Source organism: Micromonospora sp. GCM10011542 (assembly GCF_042650685.1).
Classification (GTDB): Bacteria; Actinomycetota; Actinomycetes; order Mycobacteriales; family Micromonosporaceae; genus Micromonospora.
The window spans coordinates 40,192-57,373 of sequence record NZ_JBHSBO010000025.1; the positions used below are offsets into that span (position 1 = coordinate 40,192).

Genomic DNA, 17,182 nt, shown 5'->3' on the forward strand with positions numbered 1-17,182 from the left:
ACGGCGGACGCGCGACGCGACCGCCTCAGCCGGCGACCGCGCGCAGCTGCCCCGGGCGGCGGCCGGCCAGCCGGTCCAGCGCGGCGGCCGTGGCGGCGTCGGAACCGCTGCGGATCGGCGTGGTCGTCGGCAGCACGCGCCCGGGCCGGCGCGGCGCGGCGGTCGCCCACTGGGTCACGGAGGTCGCCGGAGCGGCACGAGGCGGTCCGCGCCGGGAACGCCGTCGTCGAGGTGGTCGACCTCGCGGAGCACGCGTTGCCGCTGCTCGACGAGCCGGTGCCGGCGATGTTCGGCGACTACCGACAGCCGCACACCCGCCGCTGGTCCGCGGTGGTGGACGCCTGCGACGCGTTCGTCTTCGTCACCCCGGAGTACAACCACTCCATCCCGGCGGCGCTGAAGAACGGCATCGACTACCTGTACGCCGAGTGGGGCGGCAAGGTGGCCGGCGTGTTGAGCTACGGGATGGGCGGCGGCGGCCGGGCGGCGGACCACCTGCGGGTGATCCTCGCCGAGGTACGGACGGCGGTGGTGCCGACCGGGGTGTCCCTCGCGGTCTTCGCCGACTTCGACTTCACGGGGGAGGAGCCGGGCGATCCCACCGCGGCGGGCCGGCTCGCGCCGGGCGCGGGACGGGTCGAGGCGCTGTCGACGATGCTGACGGAAATCGTGACGTGGTCCCGGACGTTGCCTCCGGGGGACCGGGCGCTGGTGGGATCGTACGGGGACTGACCGGCCGCGCTTTCGTCCCGTCTGCCCGGTTCCGGGTGGGCGGGGCGGAGCCGCCACGCGCGGTGCATGACAGCGGCCCCGTGGACGTCGGTAGGATTGCCGAGATTCGGCAGGGCCATCTGCCCGCCACGGCTTCCACCAGAGCTGACCGGCACCTCCGCGTGCGCCGGCGGGAGCGGGGCGTGCGCGGTGCGGTCGATGCAGACGGCGGGTAGCAACGGAGGTAACAGATGTCCGGCCACTCAAAGTGGGCGACGACCAAGCACAAGAAGGCGGTCATCGACGCCAAGCGCGGCAAGATGTTCGCCAAGCTGATCAAGAACGTCGAGGTGGCCGCCCGGACCGGCGGCGGTGACCCGGCCGGTAACCCGACGCTCTACGACGCCATCCAGAAGGCCAAGAAGAGCTCGGTCCCCAACGACAACATCGACCGGGCGGTCAAGCGCGGCTCCGGCCTGGAGGCCGGCGGCGCCGACTGGCAGACGATCATGTACGAGGGGTACGGCCCGAACGGCGTGGCCATGCTCATCGAGTGCCTCACCGACAACCGCAACCGGGCGGCGACCGAGGTGCGCACCGCGCTGACCCGCAACGGCGGCTCGCTCGCCGACGCCGGTTCGGTGTCGTACCTGTTCACCCGCAAGGGCGTGGTGATCGTCCCCAAGGCTGGCACCAGCGAGGACGACGTGATGCTGGCCGTCCTCGACGCCGGCGCCGAGGAGGTCAACGACCTCGGTGAGGCGTACGAGGTGGTCTCCGAGCCGACCGACCTGGTCGCGGTCCGCACCGCGCTGCAGGACGCCGGCATCGAGTACGAGTCGGCCGAGTCCTCCCTCATCCCCAGCATGAACATCCCGCTGGACGAGGAGGGCGCGCGCAAGATCTTCAAGCTGATCGACGTCCTGGAGGACTGCGACGACGTGCAGAACGTCTACGCGAACTTCGACGTCTCCGACGACGTGATGGCCGCGGTCGACGCCTGACGACCCCAGTGCCGGTCCAGCGGTTCGCGCCGGGCGACGTCGTCGTCCGGCGCGAGGTCCTGCGTGGCGAGGTCTGGTTCGGCTGTCCGACGGTCTGGTGGGACCCGGAATGGGCGTCCTGGCAGCCGGACCCGGCCTGGCCGGTGCCCCGCCTGCCCGCCGACTGGGACGCGGTGCCGTCCGCGCGCTGACCTTGCCACGCCGGACGGCGGCGGGCGCCGGGCCCCGGGTGGGGCCACCGGCGCCCGCGCGGGCCGGGCCGCCGCTCAGCCGATCGTCTCGCGCTCGCGCCAGGCGGTACGCACCGAGGTGCGCCCGTTCGTGCGCAGCAGCGACCCCTCGTAGACCCGCGCGCCGCCCACCAGGAACGCCACGGCGGTGACCAGCAGCAGGGCCAGCGACACCAGGGGCTCCCAGCCGGCGGCGTCGCCGGTGAACAGCCGCAGCGGCATCGCCGTCGGCGCGGAGAACGGCAGGTAGGACAGCACCCGCATGGCTTCGGCGTTGTCGTTGAGGAAGATGACCGCGAAGAACGGCAGCATGACCGTGAGCTGCACCGGCATCGACACGCCCGCGATGTCCTCCTGCCGGTTGACCAGCGCGCCGGCCGCCGCCCACAGGGCCGCGACGAGGAGGAAGCCGAGCAGGAAGAACGGCAGGAACCAGCCGATCGCCGGCGCGAGCAGGGTGAGCAGATCTCCGGTGTCACCGAACCGCATGCCGACCACGGTCACCGCCGCGATCAGCGCGATCTGCCCGAGCGCCAGGATCGCCCCGGCCAGCACCTTGCCGGCCAGCAGCGCCCGGACCGGCACGGCGGCGACCAGGATCTCCACGATCCGGGTCTGCTTCTCCTCGGTCACGCTCTGCGCGATCTGCACACCGAAGGTCTGCGACGTCACGAAGAACACGAACGCGAAGGCGAACGGCACCAGGAAAGCCACCACCGGGTCGACCGCGTCCGGGTTGAGCAACCGCACCGCGGGCTGGCTGCTCAACGCCCGCACCACGTCGTCGGGGGCCTCGTCCATGGCCAGCACCGCTGGCCCGGCGACCACCGCGGCATCCACGTCGCCGTCGCGTACGGCCCGCTCGGCGGCGCCGTCGTCGGGTACCTCGCGTACCTCCAGGCCCGCCGCGCGCAGGGGGGCGGCGGCGTCGGCGGTCGCGGCCACGGTGGACGGCCCGCCGCTGAGCAGCGGCGGCAGGATGGTGCCGGCCGCGGCGATCAGCAGGAAGAACAGGGTGCCCACCAGGAACGTGCGGTCGCGCAGTTTGACCCGGATCTCGCGGGCTGCGACCAGCCGGGTGGCCTGAGTGGTGGTCACTGGGTCACCTCTCGGAAGATCTCGGTCAGCGAGGGGCTGACCGGGCGGAAGGAGCGCACCAGGCCGCGGGCCAGCGCGGCGTGCAGGATGGGCTGCTCGTCGGTGCCGGGCGGCAGGTCGAACACCGCCCGGGCGCCGTCGAGATCGACCAGGGTCACGTCGGGCTCGTCGCGCAGCCAGCCCGCGTCGGTCGCCACCACCAGCTCGAAGCGGGGCACGGTGTAGCTGGCGCGCAGCTGTTGGCGGCTGCCGGCGGCCCGGACCACGCCGTCGGCGATGATCACCAAGTCGTCGCAGAGCCGTTCCACCACGTCCAGCTGGTGGCTGGAGAAGAGCACCGGCACGCCGGCGGCGGCGCGCTCGCGGAGCACGGCGACGACGGTGTCCACGGCCAGCGGGTCCAGGCCGGAGAACGGCTCGTCGAGCACCAGCACCTCCGGGTCGTGCACCAGCGCGGCGGCGATCTGGGCCCGTTGCTGGTTGCCCAGCGACAGCGTCTCCAGCAGGTCGTCGCCGCGTTCGCCGAGACCGACCCGCTCCAGCAGTGTGTCGGTGGCGCGCCGGGCGGCCGCGGCGTCCATGCCGTGCAGCCGGCCCAGGTAGACCACCTGCTCCCGCGTGGTCATCTTGGGATAGAGCCCGCGCTCCTCCGGCATGTAGCCGAACCGCTGCCGGTGCTGCCGGGTCAGGGGTGCGCCGTCCCAGCTCACCGTGCCGGCGTCCGGGGCGAGCACACCGAGGATGATCCGCATGGTGGTGGTCTTGCCGGCGCCGTTGGCGCCCACGAAGCCGGTCATCCGCCCGGCGGCCACCTCGAAGGACACGTTCTTGAGCACCTGCCGGTCGCCGAAGCTGCGATCGACCCCGTCCAGGCGGAGCGTTCTGGTCACGGCGCACACGCTAGATCGAATTCGCCGGCCCGCCGTCCGCCCCGAGGATGAGCCGGCGGTCCTCCCCGCGACGGACGCGGTCACCCGCCCGGGCGAACCACCCCGTTCTCGTACGCGAAGACCACTGCCTGCACCCGGTCGCGCAGGCCGAGCTTCGCCAGTACCCGGCTGACGTGTGTCTTCACCGTCGCCTCGCCCAACCGCATGGTGGCGGCGATCTCGGCGTTGCTCGCCCCGCCGGCCAGCAGCACCAGCGTCTCGCATTCGCGGGGGGTCAGCTCGCGCAGCGCGGCGGCGGCGTCCGGGCCGCCGCCGGCGGCGCCGCCCGGGTTGCCGGGCCGGGCGAACGTGGCGATGACCCGTCGGGTGATCTCCGGCGCCAGCAGTGCGTCACCGCGCGCCAGCACCCGGATCGCCTCCCCCAGTTCCTCCGGGGTGCCATTCTTGAGCAGGAAGCCGCTGGCCCCGGCGCGCAGCGCGGCGAACAGGTAGTCGTCGCGGTCGAAGGTGGTGAGGATCAGCACCGCCGGTGCGTCCGGGCCCGCGCCGACGATCCGGCGGGTGGCCTCCAGCCCGTCCATGCCGGGCATCTCGACGTCCATCAGCACCACCTCGGGCCGGATGGCCCGGGTCATCTCGACCGCCCGCGCGCCGTCGGCGGCCTCGCCGACCACCTCGATGTCGTCCTCCACCTCGAGGATGACCCGGAAACCGGTCCGCACCAGATGCTGGTCGTCGGCGAGCAGTACCCGGATGGACCGCCCGGAGCCCACCACCGTGGACCCGACTGGCGCGGCGCTCATGCCGACCGCTCCCCGCCGGCCACGACCGCCACCGGCGCCACGTCCGGGGCGGGCAGCGGCAGCCGGGCCCGGACCCGCCAGCCGCCATCCGGGCGCGGGCCGGCCTGCAGCACGCCGTCGTGGGCGGCGACCCGCTCTCGCATGCCGATCAGGCCGAGGCCGTCGGCATTGGGCGGACCGGCGCCGCGTCCGTCGTCGCTCACGTCCAGCTCGACCTCCCGTGCCAGGTAGCGGATCCGCACGTCCAGTAGGTCGGCCCCGGCGTGCTTGAGCGTGTTGGTCACCGCCTCCTGCACCACCCGGTACGCGGTCTGCGAGAGCGAACCGGGCAGCGGGGCCGGATCGCCGTACACCCCGAGGGTGGCTCTGATCCCGGCGGCCCGCGCGCGCTCGACGAGCTCGTCGATGTGTTCGACCGCCCCGGGGGCGGGCGGCGCGGCCTCGGCGTCGTCGCCACCGGAGGTGCGTAGCACGCCGAGCATCCGGCGCAGCTCGTCGATGGCGCTGCGGGCGGTCTGCTCGATGGCGGCCAGCGCGGTGCGGGCCTTGACCGGGTCGCGGTCCCAGACCCGGCGGCAGGCGGCCGCCTGCACCCCCATCACCGACACGTGGTGGGCGACCACGTCGTGCAGCTCCCGGGCGATCCGGACCCGTTCCCCGACCACCGCCCGCTGCCGGGCCTCGGCCTGCGACCGGCGCAGCTCCGCGGCCTGGGCGCGCAGCTCGTGCTCGCGCCGGGCGGCCACCCAGGCGGTCTCCCCGAAGAAGTACGCGAACCCGAAGAACAGCCCGTTGACCAGCACGCCGCTGATCAGCGTGGCGAGCACCGGCGGCACCGGCCCCACCGCGGCGGCGAAGGCGTCGGCCGGGGTGTGGTCGATGGTCCACGCGTAGTAGATCCCCATCCAGGTGAACATGGTGGTGATCACGCCAAGCCGCAGCCGCCGTGCCGATCGGCGGTCCGGCCCCCACGCGCCGACCGTGTAGAGGGCGCAGAACAGGGCCCCGGAGGAGAGCTGCGTCTCCGGGGCCGAGCGGGCCTGGGCGGCGATGAACGCCACCGAGACGACCAGCAGGGTGGCGGCCGGCCAGCGGCGCCGCCAGACCAGCGGCAGGGTCACCGCGACGGTCCAGAGCAGCTGCTCCGGCCCAGACGGTGGGGGACCGAGCAGAAATGCCCCGGTGCTGCGGGCCAGGGTGAGGCTGACCAGCGCCAGGGCGGTCACCGCGAGCCCGGTCCAGACGTCGATCCGGCGCTGCTCCGGCGTCGGATCGGGGCGGCGCCATCCTTCCCGCTGGGCCATCGTCATCCCGGGAACGATGCCACGCCGCCCGTGGCGGTGGCTCGCCAGGCGGCCGGTCGGCGACCACCACGGCGGACGGCGGCCCGGCGCGGGGTACGCGCCGGGCCGCCGTGTCGCGGTGCCGCTCAGGCCGTCTGGCGGCGGGTCTTGACGAGGGTGTCGATCAGGTCCCAGACGAGCACCACGACGGCGCTGACCGCGATGATGGCGCCGACGGTGTCCCTGTTGCCCGTGTCGCGCAGCCAGGTCAGCGGCTCGGCCAGGGCGGGGTTGAGCAGCCGGTCGGTGGTGGCCAGCCAGATCAGCGGCACCGCGAATGCCGCGTTGAGCAGGGCCTTCCCCGCGAACAACGGCCAGGTCCAGTGCCCGACGCGGTACTTGACCAGCTCGAACACCACTCCGGCGAGGAGCACCGCGATGAGCACGGGCAGCCAGGACGACCAGAGCGCCGGGTCGATCAGCGGCAGGTGGTCGCCGGCGTCGTCGCGGATCCAGGACCGGTAGTGCTGGAAGGGCAGGTACGCGATGGTCAGCAGCAGCATCGCCACCGACGCGATGGTGTCGGCGAGCGAGACGTCGCGGTGCACGGGGGCGTCGGGCAGTTGCTCGACGGTCCAGTCGGGCACGTCGACGTGGGGTTGGACGCGCTCGATGATGGCGAAGACCAGGGTGACCCAGAAGGCGATCTGCACGGCCACCTGGAGAGCCGTGGCGATCCCCGTGCCGATGGCACCGAAGCCCTTGCCGCCGGCGGCGTCGATCACGGCGACCACCGTGCCGACGATCGCCGGTACGAAGCTGAGCAGCAGGATGAGCAGTCGCTGCCAGATCAGGTAGTAGGTGGGGCCGATGAGGTGCAGTTGGCGGTCGGCGTACCGGGCGGCCAGGCGTGCCGGGTCGCCCAGCTCGGTGAGCACGTCGCGTTCGGCCGCGCTGGCATCCTGGCCGCCGCCGGTCCGGTCGTCGATCATGTCCTCGATGGAGGCGCGCAGCTCGGTGGCGAGCTCCTCGCGGCGTTGCGTCGGCACCGAGCGCAGGGTCGCGGCGAGATAGCGGTCGGTCAGGGTGTTCATCGGTCCACTCCTTCGATCAGCCCGGTGACGGAGGTCTGCACGGCGGCGAGGTCGTCGAGCAGTAGATCCAGCACCGACTCGCCCTCGTCGCTGGTCCGGTAGAACTTGCGGGGCCGGCTCTCCTCGGTGTTCCACTCGCTGGTCAGCAGGCCCTGGTCCTCTAGGCGGCGCAGCAGCGGGTAGAGCGTGTTGGCGTCCACCGGGAAGCCGTGGCCGGTGAGCCGTTGCAGCAGGGCGTAGCCGTAGTCGGGTCGGCGCAGCGCGACGAGGCTGGCCACCACGACGGTGCCCCGCCGCAGCTCCTGCAGGTGCGTCCGTAGAACGTCCTCGCTAACCATGTGTCACACCATAGTGTGTGGCACACAGCATTGTCTAGCGGTACATCATCGTGTCCGCCCGGGCGGTGCGGTCGGTTTCCGGACGACGTGCGGGGCGCCCGGTGGACACCGGACGCCCCGCACGGTCGGACGAGGGTCAGCAGGACGGGCGCTGGCGGAAGTTCCGCTCCACGAAGTCGGCCGGCCCGACCTGGAAGTAGCCCACGCCGGCGCGGATCGGGTGCCCGGTGAACAGCTCGACCCGCGACCCCACGCGCACCAGGTACGCCTCGGCGTCCCCCGCGTCGTTGCGGATCAGGGCACCCCGGGGGCCGTAGATCTCCTCCAGCTCGGCGAAAGACATGCCGACCGAGGCCCCGGCGGGGGAGCGGGGCGGCACCGTCGCCGTACCGACCTCCACGAGCAGTCCGTCCCGGAAGGCCAGCAGAATCACGCCGGCCCACGAACCGGTGGCGCCGGCGTGCACCACACCACCGCAGCCCGGGGCGACCCAGTCGATGCGCCCGGCCGCGGAGAGCGCCGCCAGGCTGGTGCCGATTCGGTACGCGCCGGCGCCGCCGACGCTGAGCACCGACGGGTGACGGTGCCCGGCGGCGGGTTCGGCCCCGGTGATCGACCCGGAGGACGCCGGGGCGGGGGCGGTCACGGCGGCCGCGACCGGGCTGGCGACGGTGACCGGGGCGAGCGCGCTGAGCGCCAGCGCCGCGGTGGTGATCAGGATGGCGGGACGGTTCATGGTGGGCTCCTTCGTGAGTGGTCCTGCCCTGTTGGTCGCCGGGATGGTGCCCGTGGTTCGTCGGGATTCCGACCCGCCCGGCGGGCGGTCTACTGTCGAGTCGTACGGCAACCGACGGGGTTGGCCGGGGGTGACGCGGTGACCGCTCCCGTACGCATCGGGCCCTACCGCATCGAGCGGCTGCTGGGCGTCGGTTCGTTCGCCATGGTGTGGCTGGGCCACGACAGCACGCTCGACGCACACGTCGCGATCAAGGTGCTGGCCGAGAACTGGAGTCACGACCTGCGGGTGCGGGAACGCTTCCGTGACGAGGCGCGGTTGCTACGCCGGTTGGACCACGAGCGGCTGGTCCGGGTGCACGCCGTCGGTGAGCTGCCCGACGGCCGGCCGTACGCCGTGCTGGCCTGGGCGGACGGGGGCAGCCTGCGGGACCGCCTGGCCGCCGGTCCGATCGCCGTGCCGACCGCGCTGCGCCTGCTCGGTGAGATCTGCGCCGGCGTCGCCGTGCTGCACCGGCACGGCGTTGTGCACCGCGATCTCACTCCGGGCAACATCCTGTTCCGCTCCGCCGGCGCGGACACCGGCGCCGAACGGGTGCTGATCGCCGATCTCGGTCTGGCCAAGGCGCTCGCGGCGGCCTCCGGGCTGACCGCCCGGGCGGGCACGCCCGGTTACATGGCGCCGGAGCAGGACGACCCCGGCGCCGTCGTCGACACCCGCGCCGACGTGTTCGGGCTGGGACGGCTCGGCATCCGACTGCTGGCCACCGATCCCGTCCGCCCCCGGTCCGCCGGCGTCGACCCGAAGCGTCTCGACACCGCGGTCCGGTTGCGCGACGGCGTGCCGCCGGGGGTGGCGGCGGTGCTCGCTCGGGCCACCGCGCGCCGCCCGGCCGACCGTTATCCAGACGCCGCGGCCTTCCACGCCGCGCTGGGCCGGGCCGTCAGCCCGGCCCAGCATCCGCGTCCTCCCCGCCCGGCGACCCGCCGCCCACACCGGGCCCGGGTGGCCGGGGTGGCCGTGGTGGCGCTCACCGCGCTCACCGCGCTCGGTGCGGCCGGTGCCGAGACCGGCGGCACCGGAGCCGGGTGGCTGGCCGGCGGCGGAACACACGCCAGCGGCCCGCTCACCGTGGCGTTGCCGGCCGGCTGGTCGGCGACCGGAGCGACCTGGGCCGGTCAGTACGGCGTCGACGGCGCAGCCGAACCGGCGCTGGTGATGTCGCCGCAGCCCCGCCAGTGGGCCGCGGACCCCCGGCTGCCCGGTGCGTTCGTCGGCCTCTCCGCCAGTACGGCGGCGCGCACCACCCCGGCCGGGTTCCTCGCCGAGCGCCCGCACGCGGACTGCGCGTCGGCGCCGGCGCGCAGCACGCGGCAGGCGGGCGTGGAGTGGACGGTGGTGGCGTACCGCTGCGACCGGGGCCGGCCGTTGATCGTCGAGTCGGCCGGGTTGGTGCCGGGCCGCGCCGCCCTGGTGTACGTCCAGATCGCCCCACCGGCGGACGGCGGACCCGACTTCGTCGACACGCTGCTCGCCGGGGTGCGGGTTCGCTAGCGGACCACCACCGTGATGGCGTGCCTCCGGTCCTCCTGCGGAATCGTGACGACGACGGTGCCGGCACGGACGAAACGGATGTCCACCACTCCGGCCTCGTACTGCTGGGAGACCAGCTCCGGGCGGTCGACGGTGACCAGGCCGGGCCCGATGCCCTGGATCCGCAGTACCGCTCCGGTGGCGAAGCAGAGCGATGTGAGCAGCTCCAGTTCGGTCTCGGCGAGGGGCAGGTCGTAACGGACGGCACCCTGGCAGGCCGTGGTCGGCCCGGTCGGCGATGGGGTCGGTCGAGGCGGCGTACCCCGGGTCCTGCTCGGTGCGGGCGGCACGGGGACCGGACGCCCGGTGGTCGGCGGCACGCGGGACGGCGCGGCGGTGGCGGTGGCGCTGGGGGTCGCGGCCGGGGTCGAGGTCGAGCCGGACGGGCCCGGGGGCTGGACGGGCAACGGCGACACCGCGTCGGCGCCGCAGGCGGCGACCGCGACGGTCAGGGTCACGGCGGCGGCCATCCTGGTGACGAACCGGCGGGCTGAGGTGTGGTGCATGGCGGGCTCCTTCTCGGGATTGTGGTGTTGTCCCGTTGGTCACCACCGCCGCCGGTCCGGTTCGCGGTCGGCGTTCGTTCAGCCCGAATCGTCACCGAGTCGTTGTCGGACCTGCTTGCGGGCCAGGTGCAGCCGGGACTTCACCGTGCCCTCGGGCACGTCGAGCAGCGCGGCGATCTCGGGGTAGCTCAACCCGAGCACGTCGCGGAGGGCCACCACCTCGGCCAGGTCGGGGCGGACCGCGTCGAAGGCGTCGAGCAGGTCGAGGCGGGTGCCGGCGACCACGCTGGTCCGTCGCGGATCGGGCCGGTCGGGCAGCGGCACGCCGCCGGCCTCCAGCCGCCAGCGGCGCCGCAGGGTGCGGTACGTCGACCGGGCGCGGTTGGCGGTCAGCCGGTACAGCCAGGTGCGGAACGCGGCCCGCCCCTCGAACCGGGTGATTCCCCGGGCCAGCGCCAGTAGCGCGTCCTGGCAGGCCTCCTCGGCGTCCTCCCGGTTGGGCAGGAAGCGGGCGCACAGCCGTAGCACCTCCGGGCGCACCGTGACGAGCAGAGCGTCCAGCGCCCCCGGCTCGCCGTGTGCGGCGGACCGGGCCAGGGCGTCGAGGTCGTCTGCGGAAGGCATGCCGGTGTCCAATGCTCGCCGGTGCCGATGTGGGGAGCCTACGGCCGGCGTCGGTCGAGCGGCGTGGTCCAGTCCGGCACCCGACTCGCACCGTTCGGCGAGACGTCGGACACCCGGCACGAGGTCGGTCCGCGCGGCTCTCGCGGCCCCTGATCGAATCTCGGTAGGGTAGGCCGTCTGACCTGAACCAACCCATGATCCGACCCGGGGGGGCGCTCTGCATGGGCGATTCGTTCGCGCATCTGCACGTGCACACGGAGTACTCGATGCTCGACGGGGCGGCCCGGCTCAAGGACCTGTTCGCCGAGGCCAACCGGCTCGGCATGCCGGCGGTGGCGATCACCGACCACGGCAACATGCACGGCGCGAACGACTTTTACAAGCAGGCGATGGCCGCCGGGATCACCCCGATCCTGGGCGTCGAGGCGTACGTGGCGCCGGAGTCGCGCTACCACAAGGCCCGGGTCAAGTGGGGCCGGCCGGAGCAGAAGAGCGACGACGTCTCGGGTAACGGCGCGATCACCCACAAGACCATGTGGGCGAAGAACGCCACCGGTCTGAAGAACCTGTTCACGCTGAACTCGCGCGCCTCCATGGAGGGCCACTACGTCAAGTGGCCCCGGATGGACATGGAGCTGATCGCCGAGCACGCCGAGGGCATCATGGCCACCACTGGCTGCCCGTCCGGCGCGGTGCAGACCCGGCTGCGGCTGGGCCAGTTCGACGAGGCCCTCAAGGTCGCCGCCAGCTACCAGGACATCTTCGGCAAGGACAACTACTTCCTGGAGATCATGGACCACGGCCTCTCCATCGAGCGCCGGGTCCGCGACGGGCTGACCGAGATCGCCCGCAAGCTCGACATCCCGCCGGTGGTCACCAACGACTCGCACTACACCCACGAGGCCCAGGCCACGGCGCACGACGTGCTGCTCTGCGTACAGACCGGCAGCAACATCGACGACCCCAACCGGTTCCGGTTCGAGGGTGGCGGCTACTTCATCAAGTCCGCCGACCAGATGCGCGCCGTCGACTCCTCCGAGCTGTGGCAGCAGGGCTGCCGCAACACCCTGCTGGTGGCCGAGAAGGTCGACCCGACCGGGATGTTCGAGTTCCACAACCTGATGCCGCGCTTCCCGGTCCCGGAGGGGGAGACCGAGGAGTCCTGGTTCCGCAAGGAGACCTTCGCCGGGCTGGCCCGCCGCTACCCGAACGGCATCCCGGAGGGGCACGTCGTCCAGGCGGAGTACGAGCTGGGCGTCATCAACCAGATGGGCTTCCCGTCGTACTTCCTCGTGGTCGCCGACTTCATCCAGTGGGCCAAGAGTCAGGGCATCGCGGTGGGTCCGGGCCGGGGCTCGGCCGCCGGCTCGCTGGTGGCGTACGCGCTGGGCATCACCGACCTGGACCCGATCCCGCACGGTCTGATCTTCGAGCGGTTCCTCAACCCCGAGCGGGTCTCGATGCCGGATGTCGACATCGACTTCGACGAGCGTCGGCGCGGCGAGGTGATCAAGTACGTCACCGACAAGTGGGGTGAGGACAAGGTCGCCCAGATCGCCACCTTCGGCACGATCAAGGCGAAGGCCGCGATCAAGGACTCGGCCCGGGTGCTCGGTTACCCGTACGCGGTGGGCGACCGGATCACCAAGGCCATGCCGCCGGCCGTGATGGGCAAGGACATCCCGCTCACCGGCATCTTCGACTCTAAGCACCCGCGCTACGCCGAGGCCGGTGAGATCCGTGGCCTCTACGAGTCGGACCCGGACGTCCGCAAGGTCATCGACACCGCCAAGGGCATCGAGGGGCTGATCCGGCAGACCGGTGTGCACGCCGCCGGCGTCATCATGTCCGCCGAGCCGATCATTGAGCACATCCCGCTCATGCGCCGGGACGCCGACGGGGCGATCATCACCCAGTTCGACTACCCGACGTGCGAGTCGCTCGGGCTGTTGAAGATGGACTTCCTCGGCCTGCGCAACCTCACGATCATCGATGATGCGGTCAAGAACATCGAGCTCAACCACGGCATGAAGCTCGACCTGCTGGCCCTACCGCTGGACGATCCGGCCGCGTACGAGCTGCTCGCCCGGGGTGACACCCTCGGCGTGTTCCAGCTCGACGGTGGGCCGATGCGCTCGCTGCTGCGGATGATGAAGCCGGACAACTTCGAGGACATCTCCGCCGTCCTGGCGCTGTACCGGCCCGGCCCGATGGGTGTCGACTCGCACACCAACTACGCGCTGCGCAAGAACGGCCTCCAGGAGATCACCCCGATCCACCCGGAGCTGGAGGAGCCGCTGCGGGAGATCCTGGAGCCGACCTACGGCCTGATCGTCTACCAGGAGCAGGTGCAGCGCGCCGCGCAGATCCTCGCCGGTTACACCCTCGGCCAGGCGGACCTGCTGCGCCGGGCGATGGGCAAGAAGAAGAAGGAGATCCTCGACAAGGAGTTCATCCCGTTCCGGGACGGCTGCCGCGAGCGCGGCTACTCCGACGAGGCGATCCAGGCGGTGTGGGACGTCCTCGTCCCGTTCGCCGGCTACGCCTTCAACAAGGCGCACTCAGCCGCGTACGGGCTGGTCTCCTACTGGACGGCGTACCTCAAGGCGCACTACCCGGCCGAGTACATGGCGGGGCTGCTCACCTCGGTCGGTGACGACAAGGACAAGATGGCGCTCTACCTGTCCGAGTGCCGCCGGATGCGGATCCAGGTGCTGCCCCCGGACGTGAACACCTCGGCCGGGCCGTTCACCCCCGTCGGCAGGGACATCCGGTTCGGCCTGGCCGCGGTGCGCAACGTCGGCGCGAACGTGGTCGCCTCGATCATGCGGTGCCGCGAGGAGAAGGGCGACTACGTCGACTTCTACGACTTCCTGTCCAAGGTGGACGCGGTGGTCTGCAACAAGAAGACCATCGAATCGCTGATCAAGGCGGGGGCCTTCGACTCGCTCGGGCACCCGCGCAAGGGCCTGCTCGCGGTGCACGCCGACGCCATCGACGCGTACGCCGACGTCAAGCGCAAGGAGGCCGTCGGCCAGTACGACCTCTTCGGTGCCGGCTTCGGCGACGCCGACACCGGCAGCACCACGGTGATGCCGGTGATCGGCGACAGCGAGTGGGAGAAGCGCGACAAGCTGGCCTTCGAGCGCGAGATGCTCGGCCTGTACGTCTCCGACCACCCGCTGTTCGGCCTGGAACACGTTCTGGGCGCGGCGGCGGACACCACCATCGCCTCGCTCGCCGAGGAGGGCGCGGTGTCCGACGGTGCCGTGGTCACACTCGCCGGCATCCTCTCCGGTGTGCAGCGCCGGGTCACCAAGCAGGGCCGGGCCTGGGCCTCGGCCACGCTGGAGGACCTGGCCGGCGGGGTGGAGACGCTCTTCTTCCCCAACACCTACGAGGTGATCGGTCAGTACATCGCCGAGGACGCCATCGTGGTGGTCAAGGGGCGGGTGGACCGCCGCGACGACACCCCGCGGATCATGGCGATGGACATGTCCATGCCGGACGTCAGCACCAGCGCCACCAACAAGCCGGTGACCCTCACCATCCCGGTGCACCGGTGCACGCCGCCGCTGGTGGAACGGCTCAAGGAGACCCTGGTCCTGCACCCCGGCGACACCGAGGTGCACGTCAAGCTGCTCAACGGCGGCAAGACCACCACCCTGCGGCTGGGTCCGTTCCGGGTGGCGGCCACCACCGCGCTGATGGGCGACCTGAAAAGCGTCCTCGGCCCGGCCAACGTGAGCTGACCGGGCCGGGGCCCGGCCGGAGTGCGTCCCGGCCGGGCCACGGACGGCCGTGGGCTCAGTCCCGGTCCGGTGCCGCGATCTCCCGCAGCCGGCCGTCGGCCAGCCGCAGCCAGCGCCGCACCCCGATCTCGGCGAGGAACCGTTCGTCGTGGCTGACCACCACGAACGCGCCCTGGTACGCCGCCAGCGCGCTCTCCAACTGGGCGACGCTGACCAGGTCCAGGTTGTTGGTCGGCTCGTCGAGCAGCAGCAGTTGCGGCGCCGGTTCGGCGCAGAGCACGCAGGCCAGGGTGGCGCGCAGCCGCTCGCCGCCGGAGAGCACACGCACCGGCAACTGCACCCGGGCGCCCCGGAACAGGAAGCGGGCGAGCAGGTTCATCCGCTGCGCATCGGGCAGCCCGGGCGCGTACGACGCGAAGTTCTCCGCCACCGTGCGGTCCAGGTCGAGCAGGTCCAGGCGCTGCGACAGGTACGCGATCCGGCCGTCGGCCCGCTTGATCTCGCCGCCGGCCGGTTCCAGGTCGCCGGTGACCAGCCGCAGCAGCGTGGACTTGCCGGCACCGTTCGGCCCGGTCAGCGCGATCCGCTCCGGCCCCCGGATCACCAGGTCGGCCCCGTCGCCCGCGAACAGCTCCCGGTCGTCGAAGCGGACCCGCAGCGCCTGTCCGGAGAAGACCGTCCGACCGGCCGGGACGTTGGTCCCGGGCAGGTCCACGACGATCCGGTCCTCCTCGCGCAGCGCCCGGCCGGCCTCGTCGAGCCGGGCCCTGGCCTGGCTGAACCGTGCGGAGTGCGTCTCCTCCGACCGCCCGGCGGACTCCTGGGCGCTGCGCTTCAGCCCGCCGGCGACGATCCTGGCCAGGCCGGCGTTCTTCAGGTTGCGGGAGGCGTTGCTGGCCCGGCGGTCGGCCCGCTCACGGGCCTGCTGCAGCTCTCGCTTCTCCCGCTTGACCTCCTGCTCGGCGTTGCGGACGTTGCTCTCGGCCACCTCTCGCGCCGCCCGCACCGCCTCCTCGTAAGCGGCGTAGTTGCCCCCGTACCAGCGGATCTCGCCCCGCTCCAGCTCGGCGATGCGGTCCATCCGGTCCAGCAGCGCCCGGTCGTGGCTGACCAGCAGCAGACAGCCGGTCCACTGCTCCAACACGTCGTAGAGCTTCTGCCGCGCGTCAAGATCCAGGTTGTTGGTCGGCTCGTCGAGCAGCAGCACGTCGGGGCGGCGCAGCAACTGCGCCGCCAGGCCGAGGGAGATCACCTGGCCGCCGCTGAGCGTGTGCAGGGGCCGATCCAGCGACAGCTCGCCGAGGCCCAGGCGGTCCAGCTCGGCCCGGCTGCGCTCCTCGATGTCCCATTCGTCGCCGATCGTGGTGAAGTGCTCCTCGCTGGCGTCGCCGGCCTCGATGGCGTGCAGCGCCGTGAGCTGCGGCGCGACGCCCAGCACCTCGGCGACGGTCAGGTCACCGGCCAGCGGCAGGGTCTGCGGGAGGTAGCCGAGCACCCCGTCGACGGTGACGCTGCCGGCGGTGGGCCGCAGCTCCCCGGCGATCAGCCGCAGCAGAGTGCTCTTGCCGGCGCCGTTAGGGGCGACCAGGCCGGTACGGCCGCCGGGCACGGTGAAGGACAGCTCCGTGAAGACCGGGGTGTCGTCCGGCCAGGAGAAGGACAGGTTCGAACAGACGATGAACGCATCGGACATGCGAAAAACCTCGAATGGGGTGTGGGCGCGCCGGAGCCCCCCGACGAACGGGGACCGGTGGAACGACGGCATGGCCACGGCGGCTGCGCAGGTGCGCGCCGAACGGTGGCCTGAGACATCCGGTATCACCCGGAGATGTCGTCGTCACCCGCCATGTCTGGTCTCCCTCGTCACCCGCTGACACCCAACGCCAACGAGTCTAACAACGGATCTTCCGCCCGCCACCGCGTTAAGGGTGTATAGGTGAGGCTAAACTTTTCCTCGTGAACCGCCACGTCGTTGGGCGATCAGGACGACAACTGATGTCCCCGACTGGCTGCGGTCGCTACGGCAGGCTGACCCGGCGACGTACCGCTCTGTCAACGTAGCGATCGACATGCTCGCGGAGATCGGTCCGGGTCTGGGGCGTCACATGGTGGACACACTCAGGAATTCCGCGTACGAGGGCTGGGCTTGCCTTCGAGAGGAAACGGAGGGAGGGCTGATGAGCGACTTCCATGACTGGGACGACATCCGGGCCGAGCTGCACGACGGGGACGACGAAGCGCTCGACGCGGAACGTGCCAGAACCGAGGCGTGGATCAGCGCTTTCCATCTTGCCGAGGAGCGGAAGCGGCTGGGCCTGACCCAGCGGCAGGTGGCTGAGTTGATGGGTGTCACGCCCGGCCGAGTCAGCCAGATCGAGAACGGCGATCTGGAGGCCAACGAGGTGGCCACGCTGAGCCGGTACGCACGAGCACTCGGCGCCCGTATGCGGATCATCTTCGACTACGGGGGCGACCTCCGGCAGATAGCCTGATGCGCCCGGCGTGACGACGGGCTGCCCG

General features: G+C 72.1%; 17 protein-coding genes. 6 read left to right on the top strand and 11 right to left on the bottom strand.

What is annotated here, in order from left to right:
- Positions 1 to 25: 25 nt before the first annotated feature.
- A complete protein-coding gene (locus ACFOW4_RS07810; RefSeq protein ID WP_377525832.1) occupies positions 26 to 178 on the bottom strand; it encodes a hypothetical protein in 153 nt (50 codons plus the stop codon).
- Between the two features lie 53 nt (positions 179 to 231).
- On the opposite strand from ACFOW4_RS07810, the gene ACFOW4_RS07815 reads away from it, so the two are divergent.
- The 3 genes from ACFOW4_RS07815 (at position 232) to ACFOW4_RS07825 (ending at position 1,906) form a co-directional block, all read left to right on the top strand.
- Positions 232 to 732, top strand: coding sequence for an NADPH-dependent FMN reductase (locus tag ACFOW4_RS07815; protein WP_377525833.1), 501 nt, complete (start codon positions 232 to 234; stop codon positions 730 to 732).
- Between the two features lie 230 nt (positions 733 to 962).
- Positions 963 to 1,715: a YebC/PmpR family DNA-binding transcriptional regulator gene (locus tag ACFOW4_RS07820; protein WP_377525835.1), complete on the top strand. Its 753-nt coding sequence runs from the start codon at positions 963 to 965 to the stop codon at positions 1,713 to 1,715.
- Between the two features lie 8 nt (positions 1,716 to 1,723).
- Entirely contained in the window at positions 1,724 to 1,906 is a 183-nt protein-coding gene (locus ACFOW4_RS07825) for a hypothetical protein (RefSeq protein ID WP_377525836.1), read from the top strand.
- Between the two features lie 75 nt (positions 1,907 to 1,981).
- Here the strand turns inward: ACFOW4_RS07825 and ACFOW4_RS07830 are convergent, their stop codons facing one another.
- The 7 genes from ACFOW4_RS07830 to ACFOW4_RS07860 form a co-directional block, all read right to left on the bottom strand.
- Complete coding sequence (locus ACFOW4_RS07830; protein WP_377525838.1) at positions 1,982 to 3,043, bottom strand: ABC transporter permease; 1,062 nt, start codon at positions 3,041 to 3,043, stop codon at positions 1,982 to 1,984.
- Positions 3,040 to 3,933 (bottom strand): ABC transporter ATP-binding protein, encoded by an 894-nt coding sequence (locus ACFOW4_RS07835; protein WP_377525839.1) that lies wholly within the window; start codon positions 3,931 to 3,933, stop codon positions 3,040 to 3,042. The genes ACFOW4_RS07830 and ACFOW4_RS07835 overlap by 4 nt, the downstream gene beginning before the upstream one ends.
- Positions 3,934 to 4,013: 80 nt before the next feature.
- Positions 4,014 to 4,736, bottom strand: a complete 723-nt coding sequence (locus ACFOW4_RS07840; protein ID WP_377525841.1) for a response regulator — start codon at positions 4,734 to 4,736, stop codon at positions 4,014 to 4,016.
- Positions 4,733 to 6,046 (bottom strand): sensor histidine kinase, encoded by a 1,314-nt coding sequence (locus ACFOW4_RS07845; protein ID WP_377525843.1) that lies wholly within the window; start codon positions 6,044 to 6,046, stop codon positions 4,733 to 4,735. Before ACFOW4_RS07845 ends, ACFOW4_RS07840 begins: the two co-directional genes overlap by 4 nt.
- 119 nt (positions 6,047 to 6,165) lie before the next feature.
- Positions 6,166 to 7,113, bottom strand: coding sequence for a permease prefix domain 1-containing protein (locus ACFOW4_RS07850; RefSeq protein WP_377525845.1), 948 nt, complete (start codon positions 7,111 to 7,113; stop codon positions 6,166 to 6,168).
- A complete protein-coding gene (locus ACFOW4_RS07855) occupies positions 7,110 to 7,451 on the bottom strand; it encodes a PadR family transcriptional regulator (RefSeq protein ID WP_377525847.1) in 342 nt (113 codons plus the stop codon). The genes ACFOW4_RS07850 and ACFOW4_RS07855 overlap by 4 nt, the downstream gene beginning before the upstream one ends.
- 136 nt (positions 7,452 to 7,587) lie before the next feature.
- Positions 7,588 to 8,187, bottom strand: coding sequence for a hypothetical protein (locus ACFOW4_RS07860; RefSeq protein WP_377525848.1), 600 nt, complete (start codon positions 8,185 to 8,187; stop codon positions 7,588 to 7,590).
- Between the two features lie 138 nt (positions 8,188 to 8,325).
- On the opposite strand from ACFOW4_RS07860, the gene ACFOW4_RS07865 reads away from it, so the two are divergent.
- Entirely contained in the window at positions 8,326 to 9,741 is a 1,416-nt protein-coding gene (locus ACFOW4_RS07865; RefSeq protein ID WP_377525850.1) for a serine/threonine-protein kinase, read from the top strand.
- Here the strand turns inward: ACFOW4_RS07865 and ACFOW4_RS07870 are convergent.
- Both ACFOW4_RS07870 and ACFOW4_RS07875 read right to left on the bottom strand, forming a co-directional pair.
- On the bottom strand, positions 9,738 to 10,286 hold the full coding sequence (locus ACFOW4_RS07870) for a hypothetical protein (RefSeq protein ID WP_377525852.1): 549 nt from the start codon (positions 10,284 to 10,286) through the stop codon (positions 9,738 to 9,740). The two genes, ACFOW4_RS07865 and ACFOW4_RS07870, sit on opposite strands and share 4 nt — an antisense overlap.
- Before the next feature lie 78 nt (positions 10,287 to 10,364).
- On the bottom strand, positions 10,365 to 10,910 hold the full coding sequence (locus tag ACFOW4_RS07875; protein WP_377525854.1) for an RNA polymerase sigma factor: 546 nt from the start codon (positions 10,908 to 10,910) through the stop codon (positions 10,365 to 10,367).
- 221 nt (positions 10,911 to 11,131) lie between these two features.
- Between ACFOW4_RS07875 and dnaE the strand changes: the two genes are divergently transcribed.
- Positions 11,132 to 14,662, top strand: a complete 3,531-nt coding sequence (dnaE, locus tag ACFOW4_RS07880; RefSeq protein ID WP_377525856.1) for a DNA polymerase III subunit alpha — start codon at positions 11,132 to 11,134, stop codon at positions 14,660 to 14,662.
- Positions 14,663 to 14,717: 55 nt separating this feature from the next.
- Here the strand turns inward: dnaE and abc-f are convergent, their stop codons facing one another.
- Complete coding sequence (abc-f, locus tag ACFOW4_RS07885; RefSeq protein ID WP_377525858.1) at positions 14,718 to 16,355, bottom strand: ribosomal protection-like ABC-F family protein; 1,638 nt, start codon at positions 16,353 to 16,355, stop codon at positions 14,718 to 14,720.
- A 484-nt stretch (positions 16,356 to 16,839) separates the two neighbouring features.
- On the opposite strand from abc-f, the gene ACFOW4_RS07890 reads away from it, so the two are divergent.
- Positions 16,840 to 17,154 carry a helix-turn-helix domain-containing protein gene (locus ACFOW4_RS07890; protein WP_377525860.1) on the top strand — a complete coding sequence of 105 codons (315 nt, stop codon included), beginning with the start codon at positions 16,840 to 16,842 and terminating at the stop codon, positions 17,152 to 17,154.
- The last annotated feature ends 28 nt before the right edge of the window (positions 17,155 to 17,182 follow it).